Annotated in this window: 34 protein-coding genes; 20 read left to right on the top strand and 14 right to left on the bottom strand. The window is 66.2% G+C overall.

Going from position 1 to position 26,020, the window contains the following annotated elements:
* Nucleotides 1–855: 855 nt before the first annotated feature.
* From D8896_RS17640 to D8896_RS17650, 3 genes are all read left to right on the top strand, one after another.
* Complete coding sequence (locus D8896_RS17640) at nt 856–2,058, top strand: orc1/cdc6 family replication initiation protein (RefSeq protein ID WP_121823422.1); 1,203 nt, start codon at nt 856–858, stop codon at nt 2,056–2,058.
* Nucleotides 2,059–2,309: 251 nt separating this feature from the next.
* On the top strand, nt 2,310–2,864 hold the full coding sequence (locus D8896_RS17645; RefSeq protein ID WP_121823423.1) for a hypothetical protein: 555 nt from the start codon (nt 2,310–2,312) through the stop codon (nt 2,862–2,864).
* Between the two features lie 19 nt (nt 2,865–2,883).
* Entirely contained in the window at nt 2,884–3,207 is a 324-nt protein-coding gene (locus tag D8896_RS17650) for a putative quinol monooxygenase (protein WP_121823424.1), read from the top strand.
* Between the two features lie 46 nt (nt 3,208–3,253).
* Here D8896_RS17650 and D8896_RS17655 read toward each other — a convergent pair whose 3' ends face one another.
* The gene (locus D8896_RS17655; protein WP_121823425.1) at nt 3,254–3,556 is read right to left on the bottom strand and encodes a DUF7521 family protein; all 303 of its coding nucleotides are present in this window, start codon (nt 3,554–3,556) and stop codon (nt 3,254–3,256) included.
* The gene (locus D8896_RS17660; protein ID WP_121823426.1) at nt 3,553–3,921 is read right to left on the bottom strand and encodes a winged helix-turn-helix domain-containing protein; all 369 of its coding nucleotides are present in this window, start codon (nt 3,919–3,921) and stop codon (nt 3,553–3,555) included. The genes D8896_RS17655 and D8896_RS17660 overlap by 4 nt, the downstream gene beginning before the upstream one ends.
* Nucleotides 3,922–4,120: 199 nt before the next feature.
* Here D8896_RS17660 and D8896_RS17665 point away from each other — a divergent pair, with 199 nt between their 5' ends.
* Nucleotides 4,121–5,050, top strand: coding sequence for a halocyanin domain-containing protein (locus tag D8896_RS17665; protein WP_240452084.1), 930 nt, complete (start codon nt 4,121–4,123; stop codon nt 5,048–5,050).
* Between the two features lie 272 nt (nt 5,051–5,322).
* The gene (locus D8896_RS17670; protein ID WP_121823428.1) at nt 5,323–5,595 is read left to right on the top strand and encodes a hypothetical protein; all 273 of its coding nucleotides are present in this window, start codon (nt 5,323–5,325) and stop codon (nt 5,593–5,595) included.
* Nucleotides 5,596–5,631: 36 nt separating this feature from the next.
* Here the strand turns inward: D8896_RS17670 and D8896_RS17675 are convergent, their stop codons facing one another.
* A complete protein-coding gene (locus D8896_RS17675; RefSeq protein ID WP_121823429.1) occupies nt 5,632–6,429 on the bottom strand; it encodes a ZIP family metal transporter in 798 nt (265 codons plus the stop codon).
* A 140-nt stretch (nt 6,430–6,569) separates the two neighbouring features.
* Between D8896_RS17675 and D8896_RS17680 the strand changes: the two genes are divergently transcribed.
* Nucleotides 6,570–7,724, top strand: a complete 1,155-nt coding sequence (locus D8896_RS17680; protein WP_121823430.1) for a pyridoxal phosphate-dependent aminotransferase — start codon at nt 6,570–6,572, stop codon at nt 7,722–7,724.
* A gap of 220 nt (nt 7,725–7,944) precedes the next feature.
* Here the strand turns inward: D8896_RS17680 and D8896_RS17685 are convergent, their stop codons facing one another.
* From D8896_RS17685 to D8896_RS17695, 3 genes are all read right to left on the bottom strand, one after another.
* Nucleotides 7,945–9,243 (bottom strand): O-acetylhomoserine aminocarboxypropyltransferase/cysteine synthase family protein, encoded by a 1,299-nt coding sequence (locus D8896_RS17685; protein ID WP_121823431.1) that lies wholly within the window; start codon nt 9,241–9,243, stop codon nt 7,945–7,947.
* Between the two features lie 92 nt (nt 9,244–9,335).
* Nucleotides 9,336–9,794: a type II toxin-antitoxin system VapC family toxin gene (locus tag D8896_RS17690; RefSeq protein WP_121823432.1), complete on the bottom strand. Its 459-nt coding sequence runs from the start codon at nt 9,792–9,794 to the stop codon at nt 9,336–9,338.
* A complete protein-coding gene (locus D8896_RS17695; RefSeq protein ID WP_121823433.1) occupies nt 9,791–10,072 on the bottom strand; it encodes an AbrB/MazE/SpoVT family DNA-binding domain-containing protein in 282 nt (93 codons plus the stop codon). Before D8896_RS17695 ends, D8896_RS17690 begins: the two co-directional genes overlap by 4 nt.
* A gap of 147 nt (nt 10,073–10,219) precedes the next feature.
* Here D8896_RS17695 and D8896_RS17700 point away from each other — a divergent pair, with 147 nt between their 5' ends.
* Both D8896_RS17700 and D8896_RS17705 read left to right on the top strand, forming a co-directional pair.
* On the top strand, nt 10,220–10,519 hold the full coding sequence (locus D8896_RS17700) for an Htur_1727 family rSAM-partnered candidate RiPP (protein WP_121823434.1): 300 nt from the start codon (nt 10,220–10,222) through the stop codon (nt 10,517–10,519).
* Entirely contained in the window at nt 10,516–11,721 is a 1,206-nt protein-coding gene (locus tag D8896_RS17705) for a TIGR04347 family pseudo-SAM/SPASM protein (protein ID WP_121823435.1), read from the top strand. The genes D8896_RS17700 and D8896_RS17705 overlap by 4 nt, the downstream gene beginning before the upstream one ends.
* Before the next feature lie 131 nt (nt 11,722–11,852).
* On the opposite strand, the gene D8896_RS17710 is transcribed toward D8896_RS17705, so the two are convergent.
* The 4 genes from D8896_RS17710 to D8896_RS17725 all read right to left on the bottom strand — a co-directional run bounded on the left by D8896_RS17710 (nt 11,853) and on the right by D8896_RS17725 (nt 14,289).
* The gene (locus D8896_RS17710; protein ID WP_121823436.1) at nt 11,853–12,383 is read right to left on the bottom strand and encodes a halocyanin domain-containing protein; all 531 of its coding nucleotides are present in this window, start codon (nt 12,381–12,383) and stop codon (nt 11,853–11,855) included.
* A gap of 91 nt (nt 12,384–12,474) precedes the next feature.
* Complete coding sequence (locus D8896_RS17715) at nt 12,475–12,804, bottom strand: hypothetical protein (protein ID WP_162991641.1); 330 nt, start codon at nt 12,802–12,804, stop codon at nt 12,475–12,477.
* A 2-nt stretch (nt 12,805–12,806) separates the two neighbouring features.
* Nucleotides 12,807–13,979 carry a TIGR04053 family radical SAM/SPASM domain-containing protein gene (locus tag D8896_RS17720; protein ID WP_121823438.1) on the bottom strand — a complete coding sequence of 391 codons (1,173 nt, stop codon included), beginning with the start codon at nt 13,977–13,979 and terminating at the stop codon, nt 12,807–12,809.
* A 4-nt stretch (nt 13,980–13,983) separates the two neighbouring features.
* Nucleotides 13,984–14,289: a CGCGG family putative rSAM-modified RiPP protein gene (locus D8896_RS17725; RefSeq protein ID WP_121823439.1), complete on the bottom strand. Its 306-nt coding sequence runs from the start codon at nt 14,287–14,289 to the stop codon at nt 13,984–13,986.
* Between the two features lie 88 nt (nt 14,290–14,377).
* Between D8896_RS17725 and D8896_RS17730 the strand changes: the two genes are divergently transcribed.
* Complete coding sequence (locus D8896_RS17730) at nt 14,378–14,641, top strand: DUF2249 domain-containing protein (RefSeq protein ID WP_121823440.1); 264 nt, start codon at nt 14,378–14,380, stop codon at nt 14,639–14,641.
* A 193-nt stretch (nt 14,642–14,834) separates the two neighbouring features.
* A complete protein-coding gene (locus D8896_RS17735; RefSeq protein WP_121823458.1) occupies nt 14,835–16,178 on the top strand; it encodes an RNA-guided endonuclease InsQ/TnpB family protein in 1,344 nt (447 codons plus the stop codon).
* An 89-nt stretch (nt 16,179–16,267) separates the two neighbouring features.
* On the opposite strand, the gene D8896_RS17740 is transcribed toward D8896_RS17735, so the two are convergent.
* Nucleotides 16,268–16,501 (bottom strand): DUF2249 domain-containing protein, encoded by a 234-nt coding sequence (locus D8896_RS17740; RefSeq protein ID WP_121823441.1) that lies wholly within the window; start codon nt 16,499–16,501, stop codon nt 16,268–16,270.
* 68 nt (nt 16,502–16,569) lie between these two features.
* Nucleotides 16,570–16,797 carry a DUF2249 domain-containing protein gene (locus tag D8896_RS17745; protein WP_121823459.1) on the bottom strand — a complete coding sequence of 76 codons (228 nt, stop codon included), beginning with the start codon at nt 16,795–16,797 and terminating at the stop codon, nt 16,570–16,572.
* A 133-nt stretch (nt 16,798–16,930) separates the two neighbouring features.
* Between D8896_RS17745 and D8896_RS17750 the strand changes: the two genes are divergently transcribed.
* Genes D8896_RS17750 through D8896_RS17760 form a run of 3 tightly spaced genes read left to right on the top strand, consistent with a single transcriptional unit; the run spans nt 16,931 to nt 18,259 of the window.
* On the top strand, nt 16,931–17,566 hold the full coding sequence (locus D8896_RS17750) for a helix-turn-helix domain-containing protein (RefSeq protein WP_121823442.1): 636 nt from the start codon (nt 16,931–16,933) through the stop codon (nt 17,564–17,566).
* 46 nt (nt 17,567–17,612) lie between these two features.
* Entirely contained in the window at nt 17,613–17,990 is a 378-nt protein-coding gene (locus tag D8896_RS17755; protein WP_121823443.1) for a winged helix-turn-helix domain-containing protein, read from the top strand.
* Complete coding sequence (locus D8896_RS17760) at nt 17,987–18,259, top strand: DUF7521 family protein (RefSeq protein WP_121823444.1); 273 nt, start codon at nt 17,987–17,989, stop codon at nt 18,257–18,259. Before D8896_RS17755 ends, D8896_RS17760 begins: the two co-directional genes overlap by 4 nt.
* Here D8896_RS17760 and D8896_RS20200 read toward each other — a convergent pair.
* A complete protein-coding gene (locus D8896_RS20200; RefSeq protein ID WP_162991642.1) occupies nt 18,238–18,468 on the bottom strand; it encodes a hypothetical protein in 231 nt (76 codons plus the stop codon). The two genes, D8896_RS17760 and D8896_RS20200, sit on opposite strands and share 22 nt — an antisense overlap.
* 55 nt (nt 18,469–18,523) lie before the next feature.
* Here D8896_RS20200 and D8896_RS17765 point away from each other — a divergent pair, with 55 nt between their 5' ends.
* A complete protein-coding gene (locus tag D8896_RS17765; protein WP_121823445.1) occupies nt 18,524–19,234 on the top strand; it encodes a halocyanin domain-containing protein in 711 nt (236 codons plus the stop codon).
* A gap of 67 nt (nt 19,235–19,301) precedes the next feature.
* On the opposite strand, the gene D8896_RS17770 is transcribed toward D8896_RS17765, so the two are convergent.
* The gene (locus tag D8896_RS17770) at nt 19,302–19,727 is read right to left on the bottom strand and encodes an SRPBCC family protein (protein ID WP_121823446.1); all 426 of its coding nucleotides are present in this window, start codon (nt 19,725–19,727) and stop codon (nt 19,302–19,304) included.
* A 113-nt stretch (nt 19,728–19,840) separates the two neighbouring features.
* Between D8896_RS17770 and D8896_RS17775 the strand changes: the two genes are divergently transcribed.
* The 6 genes from D8896_RS17775 to D8896_RS17800 form a co-directional block, all read left to right on the top strand.
* Nucleotides 19,841–20,167: a DUF7521 family protein gene (locus D8896_RS17775; RefSeq protein WP_121823447.1), complete on the top strand. Its 327-nt coding sequence runs from the start codon at nt 19,841–19,843 to the stop codon at nt 20,165–20,167.
* A 76-nt stretch (nt 20,168–20,243) separates the two neighbouring features.
* Entirely contained in the window at nt 20,244–22,184 is a 1,941-nt protein-coding gene (locus D8896_RS17780) for a DEAD/DEAH box helicase (RefSeq protein WP_121823448.1), read from the top strand.
* Nucleotides 22,185–22,261: 77 nt separating this feature from the next.
* The gene (locus tag D8896_RS17785) at nt 22,262–22,831 is read left to right on the top strand and encodes a HalX domain-containing protein (RefSeq protein WP_121823449.1); all 570 of its coding nucleotides are present in this window, start codon (nt 22,262–22,264) and stop codon (nt 22,829–22,831) included.
* 310 nt (nt 22,832–23,141) lie between these two features.
* Nucleotides 23,142–23,777: an IS6 family transposase gene (locus D8896_RS17790; protein ID WP_121823450.1), complete on the top strand. Its 636-nt coding sequence runs from the start codon at nt 23,142–23,144 to the stop codon at nt 23,775–23,777.
* A gap of 514 nt (nt 23,778–24,291) precedes the next feature.
* Complete coding sequence (locus D8896_RS17795) at nt 24,292–25,476, top strand: orc1/cdc6 family replication initiation protein (protein WP_121823347.1); 1,185 nt, start codon at nt 24,292–24,294, stop codon at nt 25,474–25,476.
* A 184-nt stretch (nt 25,477–25,660) separates the two neighbouring features.
* On the top strand, nt 25,661–26,020 hold a 360-nt coding region (locus tag D8896_RS17800; RefSeq protein WP_449404871.1), incomplete at its 3' end, for a DUF7125 family protein.

Genomic DNA, 26,020 nt, shown 5'->3' on the forward strand with positions numbered 1-26,020 from the left:
ACCACGGAGCAGGTTGATCCCGAAGTAGGTTGATCCCGAAGCAGGTAGCAGGGGCGATCACGGGCGAAAAGTCGAGCACGCACACCCCACGGAACGAGTGAAAGCCAGGATCAGTCAGGGTCCCGGACGGCGGACACCTCGGACCGAGTGAAGTCGGTGGAGGACACCCCGGAGACCGAGTGAAAAACAGCCGCAATATCGGTTCTAACGGGTGATTGGGCGATAGAAGGACGGAAACGAACTGGATACACACCCCGGAAACCGAGTGAAAACAGGGGATAAACGGGTAACACGCACACCCCAGAGACCGAGTGAAAACGGAAACAGGAGCCCCCGTGGGGGAGGGGTGGTACGTGGTTGTGAGTGGTCGAAGGCTATGGAATTGGCCTCCAGAAAAACGTCGTTCTACACCACCTACACAGGACTTTTCTATTAGTTATCAACTACACTTACTGATCGCTCTAGTCTGAAAACAGCCCAATCTAACAATTATTACACATTTACAACTAGGAACTATCTCTTCGAGTTATTATATATCTAGGTGTACAAGCAATACATACATACATAAGATAGAGTAGAAACTACGCTAGAGTGCTCTAGAAGATAGATCTAGCCAAGATATAGATATAGAACACTGACAACGAGGACGGCTTTATATACGACCGATCATCCACACCGCTCGACCGACCCCTCCCCCCACCCCGCCGATCCCGTTTTCACTCGGTCTCTGGGGTGTGTGTCTCCCACCATCCCGAGCCTGCTCTGTCCTACCAACGCCGATACCGGGTTAATTTCGGGTTTTCACTCGGTCCGAGGTCCCATAGCTTTATCCCGGTCGTCGGTGATGTCCCGGATATGACCGACGACGGCCGCTCCGCGCACGCCGACGCCGACCTGTTCGCGACCGGCGACATCTTCCGCCGCCGCGAACTCCTCCGCGTCGGTCACGTCCCCGACAGGGACCGTATCGTCGGCCGGGACGACGAACTCCAGAGCGTCGGCCAGGCCCTCGGTCCGGCGACCGACGGCGGACCGCCCTCGAACGTGGTGATCTACGGCAAGACGGGGACCGGAAAGAGTCTCGTCGCCCGGCACGTCACGCAGCGAGCGAGCCGGACCGCCGCGGAGAACGGTGTGACGTTCTCCCACGTCTACGTCGACTGCTCCGACGCGGACACCGAGACGCGGGTCGCTCGCGAGATCACGACGAACCTCGCGGCAAACACGGACGATGCCCCTGACATCCCACAGCAGGGGATCGGCGCGAACGAGTACTACCGCTACCTCTGGGACCTGCTCGAATCGCGGGACGTCTGTATCGTCCTGCTCGACGAGATCGACATCCTGCGGGACGACGACGTGCTGATGCAGCTCTCCCGTGCCGAGGAGACCGGGAAGACGGACTGTTACCTCGGCGTCATCTCGATCAGCAACAAGATCGAGTTCCGCGACCGCCTCAGCGAGCGGATCGACTCCAGCCTGCAGGACGAGGACATCATCTTCCAGCCGTACGACGCCGGACAGCTCCGGAACATCCTCGAGAACCGCCGGGACGCGTTCAAGGACGGCGTTCTGGAGGACGGCGTGATCCCGAAGGTCGCGGCGCTGGCCGCCCGGGAGCACGGCGACGCGCGGAAGGCGATAAACATCCTCCAGAAGGCGGGGGAACTCGCCGAGCGCGAGAACGACGACCGCGTGACAGAGGCCCACGTCGAGCGCGGCCAGCAGAAAGCCGAGGTCCAGCGCTTTCAGGAACTCGTCTCCGGGTCGACGCCCCACGTCAAATACCTGCTGCGGGCGCTCGCCCGGCTGACCCAGGAACGGCAGGCGGACGCGTTCGCGACCGGCGAAATATACGAGGAGTACCGCTCGACGGCCTCGAACGAGGGGAGCGACCCCCTCGGTCAGGACCGGGTGTACCGGCTGCTCAAGGAGCAGTCGTTCCTCGGCGTCACCGAATCGCGCCACACCGGCGGCGGGAAAAGCGAGGGCAGCTACCTCGAACATCAGCTCATGCGCGAGACGGACGTCGTCCTGCAGGCGCTCGCCGAGGAGTGACGGACGGGCTGCCGGGGAACGACCGACTGGTCACCGGGAACGACTGACTCCCTCCTGGTTACCAGTGCCCGGCCGAACGTTCGTCCCTCTATCTGAATGCGTCCCGGATGAGACCGTATTTCCGATGGAACTGCATCTCGGATGGCAACGCCTCCTGGGTGGGAACGCATCCTTGGTAAAAACGCATCTCGGAGTGGTGTTGGCTCTTCTACCCCAACACATATACTGTTGGCCCGATAACGCCAACTCGGATGACCGATGACGACGACCCGACGCTGTGGGACGAGGACGGGCCGGACGAGTCCCTGCTGGCCGACCTCGCCGACCGCGGGGAGTTCGACGTCGACGTGAGCGGGGCCGACGCACGCGCCGCCTCCGACGGTCTCGACGTGGACACGCCCGCCGGCAGGCTCCGGTTCGAAGTGCCTCCCGTCGCGGACTACGGCGGGAGCCACGAGCGCCACGACCCGGCCGACGGCGTCCACGTCAACCGCTGGTTCCACGACGGCTACGCCGTGATCCACGTCCACGATGTCGACGCCGACGCCCACACGGTGCTCGTCCGCGAGCAGTACCCCGACGAGCGGGCGATGGAACTCCGCGACCACGGCGTCCCCGAGCGCCGGGCGGAGATCGTCGCGCTCCGCGAGCGGGGACTGAGCTACGGCGACATCGTGGAGGCGACCGGTGACCGCGGCCCGAACCACAGGGGCGACGTGTCGAAGCACCTCCGGAAGTTCAACGCTCAGGTTCGCGACGCGAAGTGGCTCGCACGCAATGCGGACGCAGTCGAGATGGGGTCCTGACCCCGCCGACCGCTCAACCATGATCTACGTTCACACCACTATCCCGTTCGACCCCGAACGCATCGACGACGCGAAGGACCTCGTCGCGGACCTCGCGGAGCGGTCGCGCGACGAACCCGGAACCGTCCGCTACCGGGCGATGACCGACCTCGATGACGACAGCACGATACGGTTCTTCGAGCAGTACGAGGACGAGGCGGCGTGGCGAGCGCACACGGAGACGGACCACTACCGACGGTTCGTCGACCGGCTCCCGGACCTGGTCGACGGGTCCATGGAGTCGATCAACGTGTTGACCGACGGCCGGCCCGAGGTACACGAGTTCGGCGTCGACGACCTCTGAACGGAGGTCTGTGAGCAGCCCTCCGGAACCCAGAAGCCGACAGTGTCTACGGAGTACGACCCGAAGTTTTGCTCGTCAGATACAACGAGTATCCGATAACGGCGAAGCCGACCACCGTTAGCCCGTGTTCGACGACGAGGGCGCTGGCCGTATCGAGAAACAGGAACCGGTCCGCAATGCCGCCGAGAAGCGACCCGAGCGTTACGATACCGAAGCCGACCGCGAGATGCGAAAGCCCGCTCCACGGGGACGTTCGGGCCGCGATCGCAGCAATGTACGTGATCAGCCCACCAATAACTAACGTCACTACCTTGAACGCGATGACGATAGGGGGAATATCCGTGTTCATAGCTCCTCGCTGACCTGCGACCAGAGCCTTGCAAGTTGCCGGTCCGGGCTCGACACCTCGGAGACGAACTCGAACTCGACGCCGCTGTCGTCGTCTATCAGTACCAGTACGCCCGAAACGTCGCGTTCGTATGTTTTGATGTGATGGCCGTCGCTACGAACCTTCGTCCCTTCAGCGATGAGATCGGCCGCCGACAGCGATTCGAGTTTCCGGTAGGTGCTGGTCTCCGGGAGGTCACACCGTTTGGCTACCTCCTGAAAGCTTCGTGGCTGGTCGAGTTCGGAGAGGATTCGGCGGCAGTCCGGGTCTGCGAGCGACTCAAGGACGGACTGAAGGCTGTCTTCCGCGGATGTGCCGCCGGTCATGGTGGCCGGCCGTCCAGCGAGGACAGTATCCGTGAGGGAGGGCGGTGCGTATCCGGCGGGTCGAAGTCGGTACTCGGTCGGGGATGATCCAACATCGTTTGCCAACTGAGATGAGCGCGTCTCGGTGCTATTCATCCGTAGTCAGGGACGGATACGAGTCTGTTCAGAATTTACAGGGTAACTGTATAAACCATCGGCTTTGCTTTCCAGAATCTGGAAAGCGTTCTCGGAAATTATTACTTCTCCCTCCGATACTCCGGACGCGATGAAACGGTCCCCAACCCGCAGACAGATCCTGCAAAGCTCCTCGCTGCTCGGTATCGGTGCGGTAACCAGCCGCCTCTCGCTGGGTGATATCGGCCAGAGCGGTAACCCCCCGTCCGGCAGCGATCCAACTCCCGAGCCCTCCTCCGAATCACTTGAGGAGTGGCTCGAAGACGCAAACGGATACCGTGGCGAAGTGAAACGATTCGGCCCGCGGACCCGGCCACTCATCCACGTCGGCATGGAAACGGACGACGGGTTCGCGTTCTCACCGCCCGCGATCGAGGTGCCGCCGATGACAAGCGTCGTCTGGGATTGGACCGGGCAGGGCGGACAGCACAACGTCGTCGCCTTGGACGGGACGTTCGACAGCGGTCGAACCAACGCACAGCCCGGGACTATGTACCAGCACGTATTCGAGGAAACAGGTACGTATCGGTTCGTCTCGGAGCCCGACCGGGACGATGGCATGAAAGGCGTAGTCGTCGTCGCGGAGCCACCGGCGACCGGGAACGACGCCATTGACGAATGGGTCGTCAACGCGGATAACTTCGATGGCACTGTCACCGACCGAACCGGGACCCGACGGACGACGATCGCTGTCGGTAGCGAGGGGCCCGAAGACGACTTCACGTTCTCCCCGCCGGTGTTGAAGGTATCGGCCGGGACCACGGTCCGGTGGGAGTGGATGAGCCCCGGATCGCCCCACAACGTCGTATTCCGGGACAGGGAGATCGGTATGGACGGTCTCGCTACGGAAGCGGGCGTGAACTTCGAGCACGCGTTCGAAGAACCGGCAACATACCTGTACGCGTGTGAACCTCACAGCGCTCTCGGGATGCGTGGTGCCGTCATCGTCGAGTAAGCCAACGGAAGAAAGTCATCGCAGTCATCGAAGGGTCTCGTAGTGACCCGATCTGCTCCCCTCCCGACTCGATCGGAACCAGAACGTCCGTGCCGTGGTTCCCGGGTGTGCTCGGGGACCGTCGTCGGATGACGGCGTTCCCCGCTGACACCGTTTTCTGGTGGCGTCCCATGTACCTCGGGAGCGTCTCCGGTGGGCCTGCCCTGTGCCAGTCCCGGTCCATCGACCGACCGAGAGCCAGAACTAATTGACCCCTGACCGAATGGCCGGGCATGAGCGACGAGACGACGCGCGTCTGGCTGGTCGAGCGGACGTTCGTCCGGGACGAGCTCGGCCTCGTGTCGCTGGTGTACGCCACGCCGGACGGGGAGCGGTACTACCAGCGGCAGATCTCGGCGAGCGGCCACACCGGTGCCGGTGCCGACGTGACCCGGGAGGTGTCTACCGCCGACCTCCAGCACGTCGACGACGAGGAAACGGCCGAGCGGTACGCAAGCGAGGTCGACCGCATGCAGGAACACCACGACCCCGAGGATACGGTCTGAGACTTGCCGTCCTGCGCCGCCCCACGGCCGTGGCGCTCACACGAACGCCAGCGGGGTCATCAGGACGACGCCGGCCGCGATCCCGCCGACCAGTTCCCGGCGGCCGCCGCCGGGCAGGTCCGCGCCGGTCTCCAGCGCCTCGGGGACGAACTCGGCGGCGACGAGGTAGATCATCGCGCCGGCGGCGAAGCCGAAGCCGGCGGGCAGGAACTCCCGTGCGGTCCGGACGAAGTAGAAGGCCAGCACCGCGCCGACCGGTTGCGGGAGGCTGGAGAACACGGCCCACCAGACCATCTTCCACTTGCTGACGCCCATGGCCCGGAGCGGGATCGAGATGGCGACGCCCTCCGGCACGTTGTGGATCGAGATAGCGACGGTCATAAACACCGCGAGTAGCGGGATCGTAAAGCCCAGCACCGCCGGCCCCTGCCCGATGTTGAGGTCCGCGAAGGAGACGCCGACGGCGACGCCCTCCGGGAAGCTGTGGACGGTGAGGACGCCGAGGATCAGGACGAGCTTCCTGTAGTCGGCTTCCTCGTACTTCCGGGGGTGTAGCTCCACCCCGCTGATGACGCGGTGGCTGACGACGACGAGGACGACGCCGGCGACCAACCCCGGGACCACGTCCCCGATGGTCCCCTCGGCGAGCCCCTCCATGAGCAGTCCGAACAGCGACGCCGACACCATGATCCCCGAAGCAAGCCCCCAGAGGATCACGTTCCAGCGGTCGCCCACGTCGTCGACGAGGAAGAACGGGACCGCCCCCAGCCCGGTCGCGAGCGCGGTGACGAGACCGGCGACGAACACCAGCGCCAGGTTCCCCAGCAGGTCCATGTGTGTGACTTGTCGCCTGCGTCTGATAACTCTTCAGCCGACCCCCCTCGACCCCCGGTGTACGGTTCGGCCTCCCCGGCGAAACCGGCGGATGCATCACCGACCCGAACGTTATTCGTTCACCGCGCCCACCGGAGCGTATGACCGGTTTAACCGAGCGGGTGCAGCGCGTCGACCGCTCGTCGATCCGCGTGATGTACGACATGGCCGAGTCGGCCGACCGCGACCTCGTGCGGCTCGAAGTCGGCGAACCTGACTTCGACACGCCCGAACACGTCGTCGACGCTGCCGCCGAGGCGGCGCGCTCGGGGGATACGCACTACACGGCCAACGCGGGGCTGCCGGAACTGCGTCGGGCGATCGCCGACCGAATGGCCGCGGACTTCGACATCCAGACCGAGCCGGACGGGGTCGTCGTCACCAACGGTGGGATGGAGGCGCTCCACCTCGCCGTCCTCTCGGTGGCCGCCCCCGGCGAGGAACTGCTCTACCCGACGCCCGGGTGGCCGAACTACGCGTCGCAGGCGTACCTCGCCGACGCCGAACCGGTCGAGGTGGCGATGCCCGCCGACGAGGGCTACCCGCTCGACGCCGACCGCGTCCGGGCGGCGATGACCGACGACACCGCCGCCGTCGTGCTCTGCTCGCCGTCGAACCCGACGGGTCGGGTGTACGACGAGGACGAAATGCGCGACGTGGTCGCCGCCGCGGCCGACCACGACGCGTACGTGATCGCCGACGAGGTGTACGGCGGCCTCGCCTACGACCGCGACGTGACTGGAATCGCGGCGCTCGCCGACCACCCCGAACACGTCCTTACGGTGAACTCCTGCTCGAAGACCTACGCGATGACGGGGTGGCGCGTGGGCTGGCTCGTCGCGCCGCCGGCTATCGCCGACGAGGTGGCGAAGATCCACGAGAGCACGACCGCCTGCGCCGGCAGCGTCGCCCAGCGCGCCGCGATAGCTGCGCTGACCGGCCCGCGGGAGCCGGTCGAGGAGATGTGCGAGCGGTTTCGCGAACGCCGCGACTACGTCGTCGACCGCGTGGCCGACATCGACGGACTCACTTGCCCGCGCCCGGAGGGAGCGTTCTACGCGTTCCTCGACCCCGCTGTCGAGGGGTCGAGCCTCGAGATCGCCGAGGAACTGCTGGCCGACTACGGCGTCGTGCTCGCGCCCGGCGACGGCTTCGGCGACGCAGGTGCCGGCCAGCTACGGCTCAGCTTCGCCAACAGCATGGACCGCATCGAGACGGGGTTCGACCGGATCGAGCGGTTCATGGCCGACCGCTGACGGGATCAAGCGATCCATCGCTGACCGCTGACGGCCACTTCCCCCGCGTTTCGGACACTCGACACCGCCGCTTCCGCTGTCTCCCCACACGCCACCGTTTCCGCTGTCTCCCCACACGCCACCGTTTCCGCTGTTCCCCCACACGCCACCGTTTCCGCTGTTCGCCGGAGTGCCAGTCCGCCGCAGCTGGAGGATCGTCGGACCGATACCGCGCTCTCGCTTACTGCACCGACTCGATCGCGGCGTCGAGGTCGGCGATCACGTCGACCGGGTCCTCGATGCCGACCGAGAGGCGGACCATCTCGGGGACGACGCCGCTGGCGGCCTGTTCCTCCTCGGTCAGTTGCTGGTGGGTCGTGCTGGCGGGGTGGATGATCAGCGTCTTGGCGTCGCCGACGTTCGCCAGCAGGCTCGCCAGTTCGGTCTCCTCGCACATGCCGCGGGCGGCCTCGTAGGCGGCGTCGCCCTCGCCCGCGAGGCCGAAGGTGATCATCCCGCCGTAGCCGCCGTCGAGGTACTCCGTGGCCTCTTCGTGGGTTTCGTGGGACTCAAGCCCGGGGTAGTTCACCCAGTCGACGGCGTCGTGTTCCTCGAGGTACTCGGCGACGGCCATGGCGTTCTCGCAGTGGCGCTCCATCCGGAGCGGGAGCGTCTCGACGCCCTGAAGCGTCTGCCAGGCGTCGAACGGCGACTGCTGGTTGCCCAGGTCGCGCAGGCCGCGGGCGCGGGCGGCCATTGCGAACGCGGCGTCGCCGAAGCGCTCGCGGAAGTCGACGCCGTGGTACGCCGGGTTCGGCCCCGCTATCTCCTCGTAGTCGTGCTCCTCCCAGGGGAAGGAGCCGCCGTCGACCAGCACGCCGCCGATGGTCGTGCCGGAGCCGTGGAGCCACTTCGTCGTCGACTCCCAGACCAGGTCCGCGCCGTGCTCGATCGGCTTGCAGAGGTGGGGCGTCGCGAAGGTGTTGTCGACGAACAGCGGGACGCCCGCGTCGTGAGCGATCTCCGCGAGGCGGTCGAAGTCGGGCGTCACCAGGGCCGGGTTGCCGATCGTCTCGCAGTGGACGAACGCGGTGTCCTCGTCGATCGCTTCCTCGTAGGCGTCGTAGTCGAGCGTGTCGACGAACCGGGCCTCGATCCCCCGGCGGGCGGCGGTGTGTTCGAGGTAGGTGTACGTGCCGCCGTACAGCGACGACGCCGAGACGACGTTGTCGCCGACCGAGGCGAGCATCGTCGTGGCGAGGTTGAACGCGGCCATCCCGCTGGAGGTCGCGACTGCGCCGGTGCCGCCCTCCAGGCTGGCGAGGCGCTGCTCCAGCGTCTCGACGGTCGGGTTGCCGATCCGGCTGTAGATGTAGCCCGCCTTGTCGAGCCCGAACTGGGCCGCAGCATCGGCGGCGTCGTCGAAGACGTAGGACGTGGTCTGGTGGATCGCCGGCGCACGAGAGCCGGTTGCCGGGTCCGGTTCCTGGCCGTCGTGGAGGCTACGCGTCTCGAAGCCGCGGTCTGAGTCGTCCGTCATCGACGGGACGTTCGCTTCCGACCCCCTTACAGCTTCCCCGAACCGAGATGTCGGAAAGTATTGCGACTGCGTGGGGGTCGGTCGTCGATCCGTCACCCGGCGTCGTGGAACTCGGCGAGGACGGACTCGGGGACCGGATTGACGTAGTCGAACGGCTCGTCCGCACAGAGGCGCTCGAAGTCGCGGTCGGTCGTGACGAGCGCGTCGACGTCCGCGGTTCTCGCCAGCGCCAGGTAGAAGCAGTCGTAGACGTCGTGGTTCTTCTCGGCGCTGATCTCGAAGGCGTCGAGCGTCGTCCGTCCATCGACATCGACGAACTCCATCGGGTACCGGAGCAGCGAGGAGACGGCGTTTCGGGCCTCGACGGCGTCGAAACCCAGGTCCTCAAGCACCCACTGGACCCGGAGCGGCAGATAGCCGAAGACGACGAGGGTCCCGTCGCCCTGCAGCGCCGGCACCAGTTCCTCCGCGACGTACGGATGGCCGGGGTGGTCCTCGACGAGCTGGATCGCCAGCGCGTTCACGTCCGGCAGCACGCGGCGGCCCGTCATCGCTCGCCGAACGTCGCCGCCCCGGCGTCGCGGAACGTCTCGTCGCCCCACTCCCCGTCCCGGGTCAGCGTCTCCAGTTCCGGCAACTGCCGCACGAGCCGGATGTCACCGCCCTCGCGGACGACCCGGAACTCCGTGCCGCCCTCGATCCGGAGGTCGTCCCGCAGGGGCTTCGGGATCGTCAGGCGGCCGCGGTCGTTGACTTCCGCGGTACCGTACTCCTCGGCATCGTCCGGGGACTCCTCGGCGTTTCCGGGGTCGCCGTCCTCCGTGTTCACTGTATCACCTCAACTGGATCGAACGAACCTGATCACCATAAATTGCGGTGACCACATCGTTCGCATTTCGATCGCCCGCGTCACTCGCGTTCCCAGCGACTGGGAACGCCCGGCCCCGGTTTTGTGCGTTCGGCCGAACGTACAGGTATGGTCGAGAAGGCACGACGGAACGAGGTCGGCGACCATCCCCGCGGCGGCGACGGGCGCGAGTGGGAGGTGTTCGTCCGCGAGGACGAGGACGACCCGATGCGACACGTCGGGAGCGTCAGCGCGCCGTCGCCCGAAGTCGCCCATGAGCAGGCGACGCGGCTGTTCGCGTGGTTCGCGACGGACGTGTGGATCTGCCCCGCCGACGAGACGCACCGGTTCTCGACACACGACCTGGACGACGAGGCGACGCCCGCGCCGCACCCGGACGAGGGGGAGGGCCGCACCCACGAGCTATGATCTCGGTCAGCAAACTCCTCTGTGACATGGACGCCGAGGGCGACGGCCTGCGCTACGACGCGGCCGACGAGTCCGACGCCGACCAGATCCGCCGGCGGAAACAGCGGCGGCCGGTCGTCGTCTGGAACACGACCAAGCAGTGCAACCTCTACTGCGAGCACTGCTACGCCGCGGCGACCGAGGAGGCCGCCCCCGGCGAACTGTCGACCGCCGAAGGCAAACGCCTGCTGGACGATCTGGCCGACTACGGCGTCCCGGTCGTCCTCTTCTCGGGCGGCGAGCCGCTCGTCCGCGACGACCTGACCGAACTCGTGGCTTACGCCGCGGACAACGGCATCCGGCCGGTCCTGTCGACGAACGGGACGCTGATCACCGAAGAGCGGGCGGCGGACCTCCGTGACGCGGGCCTGCAGTACGCCGGCGTCTCCGTCGACGGCCTCGCCGAGCGCAACGACGCGTTCCGCGGGCAGGAGGGCGCGTTCGACGCCGCCGTCCGCGGGATCGAGGCCTGCCTCGACGCGGGGCTGAAAACCGGCCTGCGCTACACGATCACCGAGCGGACCGCCCCGGACCTGGAGGACGTGGTCGACTTCCTCTACGACGTGGGCGTCGACCGCTTCTGCTTCTACCACCTCGACTACGGCGGCCGGGGCGCGGCCATCCGCGACGCGGACCTCGCCCCCGAGGAGAAGCGCCGGGCGGTCGAGCGCGTCTGCGACATGACCCGCGAGTACCACGAGCGCGGCGAGGAGATCGAGACGCTGCTGGTCGGCAACTACTGCGACGCCGCGTACCTCGTGGAGTACGCCCGGGACCGCCTCGGCGACGCCCACGCCGAGCGCGTCCGGGAGTACCTGCGGCGCAACGGCGGCGACCCCGCGGGCGAGCGCGTCGCCGACGTGGACTACCAGGGCAACGTCCACCTCACGCAGTTCTGGCAGGGGTACTCGCTGGGCAACGTCCGGGACCGCTCCTTCGGCGCGATGTGGGAGGACGAGTCGAACCCGCTGCTCCGGGCGCTCCGCGAGCGCGAGGACCACCTCACCGGGAAGTGTGCGGGCTGCCAGTACCGTGACGTCTGCCGCGGCGCGTCGCGCCTGCGCTCGCTCGCCGCCCACGACCACCCCTTCGGGCCGGACCCGCAGTGTTACCTCACGGACGCGGAGGTCACGGGCGACGTGGCGGGGTCGACGGCCGACTGACGGGGTCGACGGCCGACTGACGGGTTCGGTCACCGGCTCTCGATGACTGCGCCGTCGTGACTGCTCGTACCGTCGCAGTCAGGTAGCAAAAAACGGACAGCGCGTGGAACCCGGAACCGACGGGTCCGGGACTACTCCTCGACGACGACTGCGCCCTTCATCCCGAGCGTCTCGTGGGGCGTGCAGTAGTAGAGGTAGACGCCGGGCGTCTCGAACGTGTGCTCGTGGCTGTACTCGGGCGTCTCGATGGCCTCGTCGCCGCTCCAGTCGGCCCCGTCGGGCGTGGACTCCACCGCGACGTTGTGCGACCCCTGCACCCAGTTCCAGGTGATCGTCGTCCCCGTCGAGACGCGGACCGCCGCGGGCCCGTACGCGTTCGCGCCGTTCGCGCCGACGGACACTTCGACGGAGCCGGACCCCGTCTCGTCGACGACGCCGCTGTAGTTGTTCGCCTCGCTCAGGTAGTCCTCGACCGCCGAGGGCGCGCCGCCACCGCCGCCGGAGTCACCGTCGCCACCACCGGAATCACCGTCACCGCCACCACCGGTGCCGCCACCGCTGCCGCTGTCGGAGGAACAGCCAGCCAGCAGCACTGTGGACGCGGTCGCTCCAGCCGTTACCGTCAGGAACCGACGCCTGTCGAGGTCGTTGTGTTCGGTCATTGGTCGACAGTCGAAACGTAGGACTGCACCCTTTTACGTAGCCGGACCGCCCCAGGGCGATGGGAACCGTCCGAAGATTTAAATACAGCCGTCAGCCGCTCCCGTCGCCGAACAGGTCGAGCGCCGTCGCGACGGCGTCGTCGTCCTCGGCGGAGCGCAGGGCCTCGGTCGGCGCGTCGACGAGCGTCCCGGTGATGCGTTCGGACATGCGGACGACCGCGCGGCGCTGCCCGTCCGTGAGTTCGCCCGCCGCCTCCAGCCGCCGGAGCGCGGCGGCTACCTCCTCACGACGGATCGCCTCGGCACGGCGGCGGACCCGGTCCGCCGCGGCCGCCGGATCCGGGTCGGTGGCGACCACCGGGTCGCGGTCCGTGACGGTCTCCGGGTCGCGCTCGTCGGCCATGGTTGCGTCGCCGGACATGGTCAGTCGGCGGAGGTCGGTTCGGTCTGCGAGTCCCACGGGAGCGGTCCGTCGTACTCCTCTGGCACGTACGAGCAGAGCGGGTCGCTCGCCAGCGGGTCGCCGGTGTGGGCGTACGCCCGCGAGCGACTGCCGCCACAGACGGTCCGGAACGGGCACGCGCCGCATTTCCCGCGGAAGCCGTCCGGGTCGCGAAGCGACTCGAACAGGTGCGCGTTCCGGTACACGTCGACGAGGTCGTCCTCGCGGACGTTGCCCGCGGACTCGGGGAGGAAGCCGGAGGGGTACACCTCGCCGACGTGGCTGACGAAGGCGAAGCCGTTCCCGGCCCGGATCCCGGAGCGGCGGCCGATCGCGTCGGCGTCGGGCGCGGCGGTGCCGTCGCGGGGTGTGTCGGAGCCATCGCGTGGCCCGCTGGAGCCGTCGCCGCCCGGTCCCTCGCCGGCGTCGGCCGCGCGCTGGAGACCCACCCGGCGGTAGTGGGGTGCCTCGGTCGTCTTCACGCCGAAGCGGGCCTCGTCGCTCACCTCGTGGAGCCACTCCATCACCCGTTCCGCCCGGTCGGGTGAGATGGGATCCAGAACGCGCCCCCGGCCGACCGGGACGAGGAAGAACACCGACCACAGCACAGCGCCGAGATCGGCGACACGCTCGCGGAGCGCCGGCAGCTCCTCGACGGTCGTCTCGCAGACGGTCGTGTTGATCTGGAGCGGCAGCCCCGCCTCGCGGGCGGCCTCGGCGGCCGCGACCGTCTCCTCGAAGCTCCCCGTCTCGCCGCGGAACGCGTCGTGTGCTTCGGCGCTGGCTCCGTCGAGCGAGAGCGCCATCCGCTGGAGCCCGGCGTCCGCGAGGTCGGCGATCACCGCGGGCGTCAGCGACGAGGTGCCGCTGGGCGTCAGCGTCATCCGGAGGCCCCGCTCCGTCCCGTACTCCACGAGTTCGACGAGGTCGTCGCGGGCAAGCGGGTCGCCGCCCGAGAGGACGACCAGCTGGCCGTCGCCGAAGTCGGCGGCGTCGTCGAGCAGCTCCTTCCCCTCGGCGGTGGTCAACTCGTCGGGGTGACGGCGCGGCTGGGCGTCCGCCCGGCAGTGCTCGCAGGCGAGTTCGCAGGCCTGGGTCACCTCCCAGACGAGCACGAACGGTCGCTCGTCCGTGTCGACGGCGCTTGGCCGCACGGCGCTACTCCTCCACGGTGGCGCGGGTGACGTGGCCCCCGCAGCCGCACTGCTCGACGTACTCCAGGCCCAGCCCGTCGAACGCCGCCCGGAGGTCGTCGTACAGGTACGTCTCGGGGTGGCCGTGGTCGCCGTGGGTGACCAGGTTGACGTGGTTCCCCGGCGCGGTGTGCTCGACGGCCTCTTTGGCCTGTGCGACGACGAGGTCGCGGTCCTCGCCGTGGTGCGGCTTCTCCAGGTTGGCCGACCAGGAGTTGTCGTGGACGCGGTCGGTGACGGGCTCCACGTCGTCGTGAGACACTGATCCCATACACGACCGTTGTCGCTACCCACCGGAAACGGGTGCGCCGAATATGTTCGGGGCAATACCCTGCCCCGCCGCGGTCGTACGGTCACGTATGCCCGACCTCGAAACGAGGCTGGCCGGGACGGACGTACCGGGAGACCGCCCGCGGGAGACGCTGGACGCGCGGGACCTCCCGCCGCCCCAGCCGCTCCAGCGGACGCTCGAGTTGCTCCCGGAACTCGACGACGGGACGGTGCTGGTGCAGTTCAACGACCGCGCGCCCCAGCATCTCTACCCGAAGCTCGGTGACAGGGGGTACGAGTACGAAACGGTCGGCGAGGACCCCGTCGTCACCGCCATCTGGCGGCCGGAGTGAGACCCCGGAAGCGTCGCCTACTTTCAACAGCGAGAGAGTCCCGCCGTTCACGGCGGACGTGAATCGCGTAAACTGAGTTAGCGTACCGCCACGTTACTGCTGGTCTTGAGTCTCCAACGAAACGGGCCGAGTTTTACTTTCACCAGGGATGGCCGACGTTCAAGTCCGTAGAGAGCGTATGTTGGAGTGGCTGATGAGGCGTACCAACACGTTCGCCGTGCGCCCGCTCTCTGACACCGGAGAGCAACTGCTACGGGACCTGTTGGACGCTTCCGCCGCTCTCTGGAACGAAGTCAACTATCAGCGCCTCATGCGGTACAACGATGAAGACGGCTTCGAGGGCGACGTGTGGGACGCCGATACTGGCCGATTCGAAGGCAAATACAAAGGCATTCTCGGCGCGTCCACCGCTCAACAGGTGATACGGAGGAACAGCGAAGCGTGGCGCGGGTTCTTCCGCCTGAAAGACCAGTATCACGACGAGTCGAACACCTCGGTTACGGAACATCCGGAACCGCCGGGCTTCCGTGGCAATGAAGACAATGGACGCCAACTCAAGACCGTCATTCGCAACACGTCGTACACCGTCGAATGGGGCGACCGGTCCCGACTTGAGATACTGGTCGGGAGCGAGCTGAAAGACCGATACGACCACACCGGGCGTCTCCGGCTGGAAATCGCTGGCGACCCGACTTGGCCCGACTACGAGACACAGGGCCGGTTGGACCTGTGGTACGACGAGACAGACAGCACCTTCCGAGCTTCGCAACCCGTGACTGTTTCTGACGATGCACGGGACACTCCACTGGCTTCCGAAACAGCCGCTCTGGACATTGGTGCGAACAATCTCGTCGCCTGTACTACCACGACCGGCGAGCAATATCTGTACGAAGGTCGGGGCCTGTTCGACCGCTTCCGCGAGACGACACGAGAGATCGTCCGGTTACAGTCGAAACTCGAAGAAGGCCAGTACGGTAGCAAGCGCATCCGCCGACTGTACCGGAAGCGAACCCGTCGCCGCGACCACGCCCAAGAGGCACTGTGTCGTGACCTGCTGGAACGACTGTACGAGGACGGCGTGGACACGGTGTACATCGGTGGCTTGACCGACGTGCTGGACACGCACTGGTCGGTCGAAACCAACGCCAAGACCCACAACTTCTGGGCGTTCAAGCAATTCACCGAACGACTCGCCTGTACCGCTGAAGAATACGGTATCTCGGTCAAGGTTCGGTCGGAAGCGTGGACCAGCCAAGAGTGCCCGCAGTGCGGGGGGACAGACCGAACGACACGGCACCAGAACACGCTGAACTGTCCGTGTGGGTTCGAGGGCCACGCCGACCTCACGGCGTCAGAAACGTTCCTAAAGCGGCACGTAGACCAAGCAGTCAGGCCGATGGCACGGCCCGTGCGGTTCGAGTGGGACGACCACAACTGGTCGGGGACACCACACCCTCACGAACGTCCCAAAGAACAGCGCACAGACCCGAGTACCGTCCACCGTGGCGGGAATGTTGCCTCCGGGGAATCGGCATAGCCGAGACTCCCACGGAGGAAACCCCGTCGTCGGGCGAAGCCCGACTGCCTGAGGGACGTAGTCCCTCTCTGTTCACGACGGGGAGGATGTCATGCCTTCGGGAGCGTGGCGACGAACTCGTTGGCGTCCCGGCGTTCGACCTCGTACCCCTCGGCGTCGAACGAGTCGACTTCGGCTTTCATCTCGTAGAACAGCGGCTTCGGTTCGTGGTCGTTGACCAGCGTCAGCGCCTCGCCGCTCTCCAGGTCCTCGAAGGCGTCGTGGATCTTCGGGTGGCGCTCCGGCGGCGGCACGTCGCGGAGGTCGAGCGTTCGTTCCGTCATACGAGTGCACCTCGTCCTGCCGTGCGGGAGGCGATTACCCCGAACGTGTTCGCGGGAACGACATCCGATCAGGCGTGTTCGATCTCGACCTGCCACTCGTCGTCGGCGACCCGTTCGGTCTCGTAGGTGAACCCGCGCTGTTCGAGGACGTCGTACAGCGGCTCCGGCTCGAAGCTGTTGACGAGGACGAACGTCTCGTCGTCCCCGAGCGCGTCCAGTTCCGCCACGATGTCGCTGAACGGCTCGCCCTCTATCTGCCTGGCGTCGAGCGAACGGTCGGCCGTATCGGTGCTCATCCCGGTTCGACGTTCGACGTTCGTACCCCTGTCCGTTCCCCCGACCATGTTCGTCCCGGACCCCCGTCGACCGCCATTCAAACCGAATATGTTCGCCAATACTTATTGTCGTCGGTCGTCCCAACATCCGCACATGCCCCAGGCGCAACTCACGCTGACGGTTCCCGAGGAGACGTGGATCGGGGAGCTGTCGCGCTCGTACCCCGACGCCCGCGTCCGGATCGTCGCGGCGCTGGCGGACGAGGCGGCCGGCGTCGGCCTCGCCGAGATCGCCGCGCGGGACCTGCCGGACCTGATCGGCGACATGGCCGCGTACGACGAGGTGATCGACCTCGAACTGCTCCAGGAGTACGAGGACGAGGCGCTGGTGCAGTTCGAGACGACGATGCCGCTGCTGCTGTTCGCGGTGCAGGACTCCGGCGTCCCCCTCGAAATGCCGTTCGACATCGTCGACGGGAGCGCCGAGTGGACGGTGACCGCCCCGCAGGACCGGCTGTCGGAGCTGGGCGAGCAGCTCGACACGTTCGGCGTCACCTACACCGTCGACTACGTCCAGCAGACCATCGACTCCGACCAGCTGCTCACCGACCACCAGTTCGACCTCGTGCGGACGGCGGTCGAGGAGGGGTACTACGACACCCCCCGGACCTGCTCGCTGACCGAGCTGGCCGAGGAGTTGGACATCGCCAAATCCACCTGCTCGGAGAGTCTCCACCGCGCCGAGGAGAAGATCGTCAAGCAGTTCCTGGAGGACGCGACGGCGAAGTGAGCCGAACCCGAACGAACTATACGTCTCACATGACGCATATCCGCTAATGGTGCGGGACCCTTTCGGTGACGACGACACTCCGGAACTCCAGGCAGTTCTGGACGCGCTGGACGACCCCGACTGCCGCGCCATCATCACGGAACTGGACGCGCCCATGACTGCAAGCGAACTCTCCGACGCGGCCGGCGTACCGCTGTCGACCACCTACCGGAAGCTCGACCTCCTCACCGAGGCGTCGCTGCTCTCCGAACGCACCGAGATACGCTCGGACGGCCAGCACACGACGCGGTACGAGGTCGCGTTCGACGACGTCCGGATCGCTCTGGACGAGGAGCGCTCGTTCGACGTGGGGATCACCCGGCCCGACCGCTCGCCGGACGAACAGCTCGCCGCCATGTGGTCGGAGGTGCGCAAGGAGACATGACGCACCCGTTCCTCATCGTCGGCCTCAAGACTGCGACGCTGTTCCTCGGCGGCATGATCACCTTCTACGCCTTCCGGGCGTACCGACGCACCCGCTCCCCGGCGCTCCGGGCGCTTGCGATCGGATTCGGGGTGGTCACGTTGGGCTCGCTGTTAGCGGGCGCGATCGACCAGGTACTGATGGTCGACCGCGAGCTGGCGCTTATCGTCGAGTCCGGCCTCACCGCAGTCGGGTTCGCCGTGATCCTCTACTCGCTGTACGCGGAGTAGGCCGCCTGCCAAGGGAGGAGGGGATCGTCGCCGGCATCTCCTCTGGTGCGGCGCTGGCCGCGGCCGAGCGCGCCGTCGAGCGCGGTCCGGACGGTCCCGTCGTCACGGTCCTCCCGGACTCCGGCGAGCGGTACCTCTCGACGGACCTGTTCGAATGACTGCGGCGGGATCTGACGGCCATCCGCAGGGGGTCGTCCCCAGGTTCCCACGCCGTGAGAATTTCGGAGACGGTATTAGTGCCCCGCCTCCAATTGTCGACACGTGATGACCGAGAACGACACGCCCGCCGGCGTCAGCCGCCGGCGACTGCTCAAAGCGACCGGTGCCGCCGGGGTCGCGGCGGCCGCGCCAGCCGCGGCGTCCGGTCGCGCCGCCGCACAGGAGAGCGGGTACGCCGACTGGCTCAGCGACGTTCCCAACTACGACGGGCTCGATGACATGAGCGACCAGGACGCCGTGACCGTCGAGGTCGGTCCGGGCGGGAACAACGTGTACGAATCGCCAGCGATCCGCATCTCCCCCGGAACGACCGTCACCTGGGAGTGGGTGCAGGGCTCGCACAACGTCGCGGTCGAATCCACACCCGGCGAGGCCGACTGGAGCGGCGACGAGTCCATCGAGACGGCCGAGTACAGCCACGAGCACACGTTCGAGACGGAGGGCGTCTACCTCTACTTCTGTACCCCCCACCAGAGCCTCGGGATGAAGGGTGCTGTCGTCGTCGGCGACGTGGAAGTCGACGAGGAGGCCGCAGGGAGCGGCGGTGGAAACGGCGGTAGCGGTGACGGCGGTGGCGGCGGCAGCGGCGACGAAAGCGGGAGCGGCGGAAGCGGCAGCGGCGGCGGCTCGAACGCCATGACGCTGCTCGGGGCCAGCCTCGTCGCGGCGTTCCTCTCGCCGATCGCGTTCGCCCTCTTCCTGTTCACGCGGAACCGGGACCAGCCGAACAACGGGCCGCCGCTGCCCGAGCAGTAGCGGTCACTGGGACCGGCGAGGTCCCCACTCGCCGTCGCGGCTCAACTGATCGCCGGCTGTCGAGGGCTTACCCGCCACCCTCTCCGTCGAGGTACGCCAGCTGGCCTTCGAGTTCGGAGCGTCGCTGGCGGGTGATGACGGTGGCGTCCAGCAGGTCGCCGACCAGCGCGGTGCCGAGCGCGAACTCGGTCGTGATGGTGACGGCCGTCCGCTCGTCGTCGGCGGTGTCGTCGGGCTCTAGCTCGTACCGGGTCATCATCTCATCGAACATACCGTCGACCTGTTCGTAGGCCAGCGCGGCGTCCGAATCGACCACTTCGACGGTGAGTTCCAGCGTTGCGAGCCCGACCGCGTTGACGACCCGGATCCGGTCGTCGTCGACGTGGACCTCGTCGAACCCGGCCGACTGCATCAGCGCGTCGAAGTCGTAGAGTCGGTCCTCCAGGACGGCGGGCGGCCCGTCGACTGTCCCGGAGACCGTGACGGTTTCCATGGCTACCCGTTCCCCCTCCGGTCGCTTCAATCTCTCGCGCCGTTCTCAGCTACTGATAACGCACACCGGATTATATCGCTGCGACCGTCGGAGTAACGAGTGACGATGTGCCAATGCTCCCACAGGACCTACTGATCGTCGCGAGCAAGACGACGACGCTGCTCTGTGGCGGGTTCGTCGCCTCGCTCGCCTACCGGGCGTACCTCCGCACCGGGTCGCCGGCCCTCCGCGCGCTCGCCTACGGCCTGGCGTTCGTCACGGTCGGCGGGTTCGTCGCCGGCGCGCTCCACCAGTTCGCCGGCGTCACCATCGAGACCGGCGTCGCGGTCCAGAGCACGTTCACCGCGGTCGGCTTCCTCGTGCTCGCGTACTCGCTGTACGCGCGGACGCCGGACGGCGAGGCGGACCGCTCCGTCCCGGACGGCGGCGTCGGTCGCTGACCGGCGCGGACAGACCGTCGGTTCGACCGCTCGTGACCCGCAAGCCGTTTGTCCCCGCCGCCGTTACCGCGCGGTAGTGACCGACCCCGACGAACGCGACACGCCGCCCGCCGACCCCGACGACCCGGAGACATCCCCTGCCGACTCTGACGAGCCGGAGACGCAACCTTCCGAGCCTGCTGCGTCGGCCGACGACTCCGACGTGCCCGATGACGCCGGAACGGTGTCGCTGGACGCGTTCCACGACGCGCTGGAGGACGCGACCCGCCCCGTCGTGACGGCCAGCGAGGTGGCGCGGACGCTCGGCTGTTCGCAGGCCGAGGCGACCGAGGCGCTTGCCGACCTCGCGAGCGCCGGGGACGTGGAGCGCCTCGACGTGGAGACCGACCCGGTCGTCTGGTTCCCGTCGGACTGGGCAGCCGTCGCCGAGCGCGAGCGCGTCACGCTCTTCCCCGAGCGCCGGGAGGTGGTCGTCGACAGCCCGACGCAGTTCACCCGGGCGCAGCTGTCGCAGTTCGCCCACCTCACCGACGCGAACGGCTCCGGGGGGTACCTGTACGAGATCCGCCGGGAGGACGTGTGGCAGGCACCGTACGAGGCGCTCGACGACCTGCTCGGGACCGTCCGCCAGGTGCTCCCCGAGCCGGCCCCGGGCCTGGCGGAGTGGATCGAGGACCAGTGGAAGCGCGCCCACCAGTTCGTCCTCCGGACCCACGAGGACGGCTACACCGTGCTGGAAGCCGCCAGCGACGACCTGATGGGCAACGTCGCCCGGCAGCGCCTCGACGACGGCCAGTTGCGCGCCCCCATCGAGGACGACGTGAGCTGGGTGGCTGAAGGGCGCGTCGCCGAGGTCAAGCGCGTCCTCTACGAGGCGGGCTACCCGGTGCAGGACGAGCGCGACCTGGACGAGGGGGACGACCTCGACGTCGACCTGCGCGTCGACCTCCGGGGGTACCAGCGCGAGTGGGTCCGGGAGTTCACCGACGTGAAGTCGGGCGTGCTCGTCGGGCCGCCGGGGAGCGGCAAGACCGTCGCGGCGCTCGGCGTGCTGGAGGCGGTCGGCGGCGAGACGCTGATCCTCGTGCCGAACCGCGAACTGGCGACCCAGTGGCGCGACGAGATACTGGCGCGGACGACGCTCTCCGAGGCGCAGGTCGGCGAGTACCACGGCGGGAAAAAGGAGGTCCGCCCGGTCACGATCGCGACCTACCAGACCGCCGGGATGGACCGCCACCGCCAGCTGTTCGACGAGCGGCGCTGGGGGCTGATCGTGTACGACGAAGTCCACCACGTGCCGGCGACGGTGTACCGGCGTAGTGCGGATCTCCAGACCAAACACCGCCTCGGCCTGTCGGCGACGCCGATCCGCGAGGACGACCGCGAGAAGGACATCTTTACGCTGATCGGGCCGCCGATCGGCACCGACTGGGACGCGCTGTTCGACGCCGGCTTCGTGCAGGAGCCGGAGGTGGAGATCCGGTACGTCCCGTGGGACAGCGACGAGCGCCAGCGGGAGCACGCGAGCACGAGCGGCCACGACCGCCGGCAGGTCGCGGCGACGAACCCGGCGAAGCTCCGGGAGGTCCGCCACCTGCTCGCGACCCACCGCGACGCGAAGGCGCTGATCTTCGTCGAGTATCTGGACCACGGCGAGGCGCTCGCCGAGGCGCTGTCGGTCCCGTTCCTCAGCGGCGAGACGCGCCACGCCCGCCGCGAGAAGCTGCTCTCGGAGTTCCGCCACGGCCAGCGCGACACGCTCGTCGTCTCCCGGGTCGGCGACGAGGGGATCGACCTGCCGGATGCGGATCTGGTGGTCGTCGCTTCCGGTCTCGGCGGCTCCCGTCGGCAGGGCGCACAGCGGGCCGGCCGGGCGATGCGCCCGGCGGGCAACGCGCTGGTCTTCGTGCTCGCCACGCGGGGCACGACCGAGGAAGAGCACGCACAGCGACAGCTCCAGCACCTCTCGGCGAAGGGGATCCGCGTCCGGGAGCGGGACGCGGAGACGCTCGACTAGCGTCGTATATTGTAACTGGTGTTATATGTAATGGCTCCGGCGAAAACGCTTTGAGGGGTAAGCGTAACGATACAACAATGAGTCAGGGCGAGAGCCGTCCCTCCGTGATGGTCGTCGACGACGACGACCAGGTCCTCGACCTCTACGAGACGTGGCTGTCCGACGCGTACGACGTGCGAACGGCCTCCGGCGGCGACGAGGCGCTCGCGGTCGTCGACGAGTCCGTCGAGGTGTTGCTGCTCGACCGCCGGATGCCGGACCTGCCCGGCGACGCCGTGCTGGAGGAGGTCCGCGGCCGCGGCATCGACTGCCGTGTCGTCATGCTGACCGCCGTCGACCCCGACGTCGACATCATCGACATGGAGTTCGACGCCTACGTGACCAAGCCGGTCGACCGCGAGGAGATCATCAGCACCGTCGAGACGATGGTCGCCCGGGGCAACTACGGCGAACTCCTGCAGGAGTACTTCGCGGTCGCCTCCAAGCGCGCGACGCTCGAGACGGAGTTCACGAATGCGGAACTGTCGGACAACGACGACTACGCCGAACTCGTCGAGCGGGGCGAGGAGCTCCGCACCCAACTCGACGGGCTCCTGTCGGAACTGACCGAGTACGGCGACTTCGAGGGGGCGTTCGCGGACCTCTGACAGTTCTTTGAGGCCGTGTCTGAGGTCACTCTACTGCGCACCGGGCAAATAGCGGCCGATCTCTCGGTCTTGCCGAATATAACGTATTCGAGAAGAGCTTCTGATCGAAGCTCGGACACCCCCACACCACTACTTCCGCTGTTCAGCGTGTTCTGCAACCCCTCCCGAGCCTTTCTCGGGAGGGGTTGCATCACGGCACTAGCGCAGTGCGGTTACTATTTTTAGCGGATTCACTTAAACTTGTGTATGGATGAGTGGGCGGTGTTCAGATAAGGATTGAAAGGTGAGGCGGGACGGTTTTCAGGTGTCCATGCCGGAAAACGCCCGCCTCGGCGGTAGTATCGACCAGATCGACTTAGAGTTTGTTGAACGAGAAGCGACACCGCGCCTGCTGATGAAGCTCAGTATTCAGCTGCATCTCGCTGGATTATCGCTCTCGAATACTGTTTCTATTCTTGAGGTATTCGGTGTCGAACGGGCACGGTCAACCGTACATAACTGGGTTCACAAAGCCGATCTACAGCCCGAAGATGGACACAGCCCGGATCACATCGCAGTTGACGAGACCGTGATCCGACTTAATGACGAGCAATACTGGCTGTACGCCGCAGTCGATCCCAAAACCAACGAATTACTCCATACAACGCTTGAGCCAACCACAAACAAAGTGATCGCTCACTCGTTCTTCACGAAGCTACGCGAGAAACACGACGTTGACGACGCCGTGTTTCTCATCGATGGCTCACTCTCGCTGAAAGACGCCTGTTCACGACACGGCCTCGATTTCCGATACGAAAAACATGGAAATCGGAACAGTGTCGAACGTGTCTTTCGAGAAGTAAAACGACGAACATCTTCGTTTTCAAACTGTTTTAGCAATGCCGACGCAGACACAGCTGACGACTGGCTCAAATCGTTCAGCTTCGCATGGAATCAGCTAATCTGAACACTACCGATGAGTGTAGGGAAGTTTCACAGAGGACCGCTAGCGCTAGCGACACTGCTGAACAGCGGAAGCGGTGGTGTGTCTCCTGTAGCTTGAACTGCGCACCTGCTGTGGATGGAGTATCCTCACGCGTTCGTTCGCCGGAACGGAACCGACGGTGTGAGCTGGCCATCGCCACGTCGATCGTCGCTGAACAGCGGAAGTAGTGGTGTGTCTCTCTCGACTAACAGCGGAGCCTGTGGTATAAAGACCACTAGCCATGTCGGCTTGTTGCTGAACAGCGGAACCAGTGGTGTGGGGGAGTCATGGGGACAACGGAACCGTCAGTGTGTGGGACCGACCAGAGACAGCGGAAGTGGCGGTGTGTCCGCCGTGCTGAACAGCGGAAGTAGTGGTGTGAGTGGTGGTCGAGCAAAGACAGCGGAACCGGTGGTGTCCGGAATTTATAAATAAAACGGGACAACGGAATCAGCGGAACCAAAGGTTAAGACCGATGCCTGTCACCCTGTCCAGTATGGACGACGAATTCACGTTTGATCGGAAGGATTCGATCTTCCGCAATCGGAACGCGCTGACCGAGCATTGGACGCCGGACGAGCTGGTCGGACGCGACGCGGAACTTCGGGAGTATCACACCGCACTTCAGCCCGTGATTCAAAACGAGATCCCGAGTAACGTCTTTCTGTACGGGAAAAGCGGTGTCGGGAAAACGGCCGCGACACGGTTTCTCCTCCAACGGCTCGAACGGGACGCAGCCGACATCGAAGGATTGGATCTACACACAGTCGAGATCAACTGTGACGGGCTCAATTCCTCGTATCAGGCGGCGGTCCAACTCGTCAACGAACTCCGGGAGCCGGGCGAGCAAATTTCCGACACCGGGCATCCCCAGGCGGCGGTGTACCGATTTCTGTTCAACGAACTCGATGCGCTCGGCGGGACCGTACTGCTCGTCCTCGACGAGGTCGACCACATTGAGGACGACTCCTTGCTGTACAAGCTCCCGCGTGCGCTGTCGAACGGTGACGTGGAGGACGTGCAACTCGGTGTCATCGGGATCAGCAACGACCTGACGTTTCGGGAGCAACTGTCCTCGAAGGTTCGGTCGTCTCTGTGTGAAAAGGAGGTCTCGTTTTCGGCATACAATGCGACCGAACTCCAGCAGGTGTTGCGCCAGCGCGAAAAAGTAGCGTTCAAAGAAGGCGTTGTTGACGACGGCGTGATCGAGTTATGTGCCGCTTTCGGTGCGAAAGACTCCGGGGACGCCCGGCAGGCGCTTGACTTGTTGCTGGAAGCCGGCGACATCGCCCGTTCGGAGAACGCCGAGAACGTGACGGAACGTCACGTCGATCGCGCCCGGACGAAACTGGAGACCGATCAGGTTGAACAGGGAATTTCGAACCTCCCCGAACACGGGCAGTACGTTCTCTACGCGCTGACGCTGCTACACGAGGACGGCGACACGCCAGCCCGGACGAGGGACATCCACGACGTGTACGGGCTCGTCTGTGAGCGGGAAGGTGTCGAGCCCATATCGATGCGGTCCGTTCGCGAGCATCTCGCGGAGTTAATCCAACTCGGGATCGCTTCGTCGACGGTCAAAAACCGCGGTCAGGACGGCGGGAAGTTCAAAGAGCATACGCTGGACCAGTCGGTCGCCAGCGTTCAGGCCGGGCTGACGACGGTCCCCGAAGACTGATCCTCACACCACGGGTTCCGCTGTTCGACGGATCGGTAATCGCACACGGGATGGATGTATCCTATTCGATTCTCGTTCTTTTCGACTCCGTATTCTCCTCACGTCCAGTCGAAAAACGTACAGTCACCCCGACTACAGTCGAACCGTCGATACGATTATATCACAGGCGCGTCAACTGGAACCGATGGCAAAGCGGCTCTCGACCGGCGTCACCGCCATCGACCGGAACCTCGACGGCGGCGTGCGCGCCGGCAGCGTGGTCGCGCTGCTGGCTCCGCCCGATAGCCAGAGCGAGCCGCTGCTACACGAGTTCATGGAGGAACGTCCGACCGCCTACATCACGACGCTGCGGACCGAGCCGGCCGTTCGGGACGACCTGGAGCGCGTGCTCCGGACGGACGACTACTCGATCCAGTACGCCGGCATCGACACGCCGATCGACAACGCCGGCCGCGTCGTCCAGCAGGTCGACGGGCAGGCAAACGTCGTCGTCGACACGCTGAACCCGCTGGAGGAGACCGGCGAGCGCAACCGCTACGTCAAC

The organism is Halostella salina (assembly GCF_003675855.1).
In the GTDB taxonomy this organism is placed as follows: Archaea; Halobacteriota; Halobacteria; order Halobacteriales; family Natronoarchaeaceae; genus Halostella; species Halostella salina.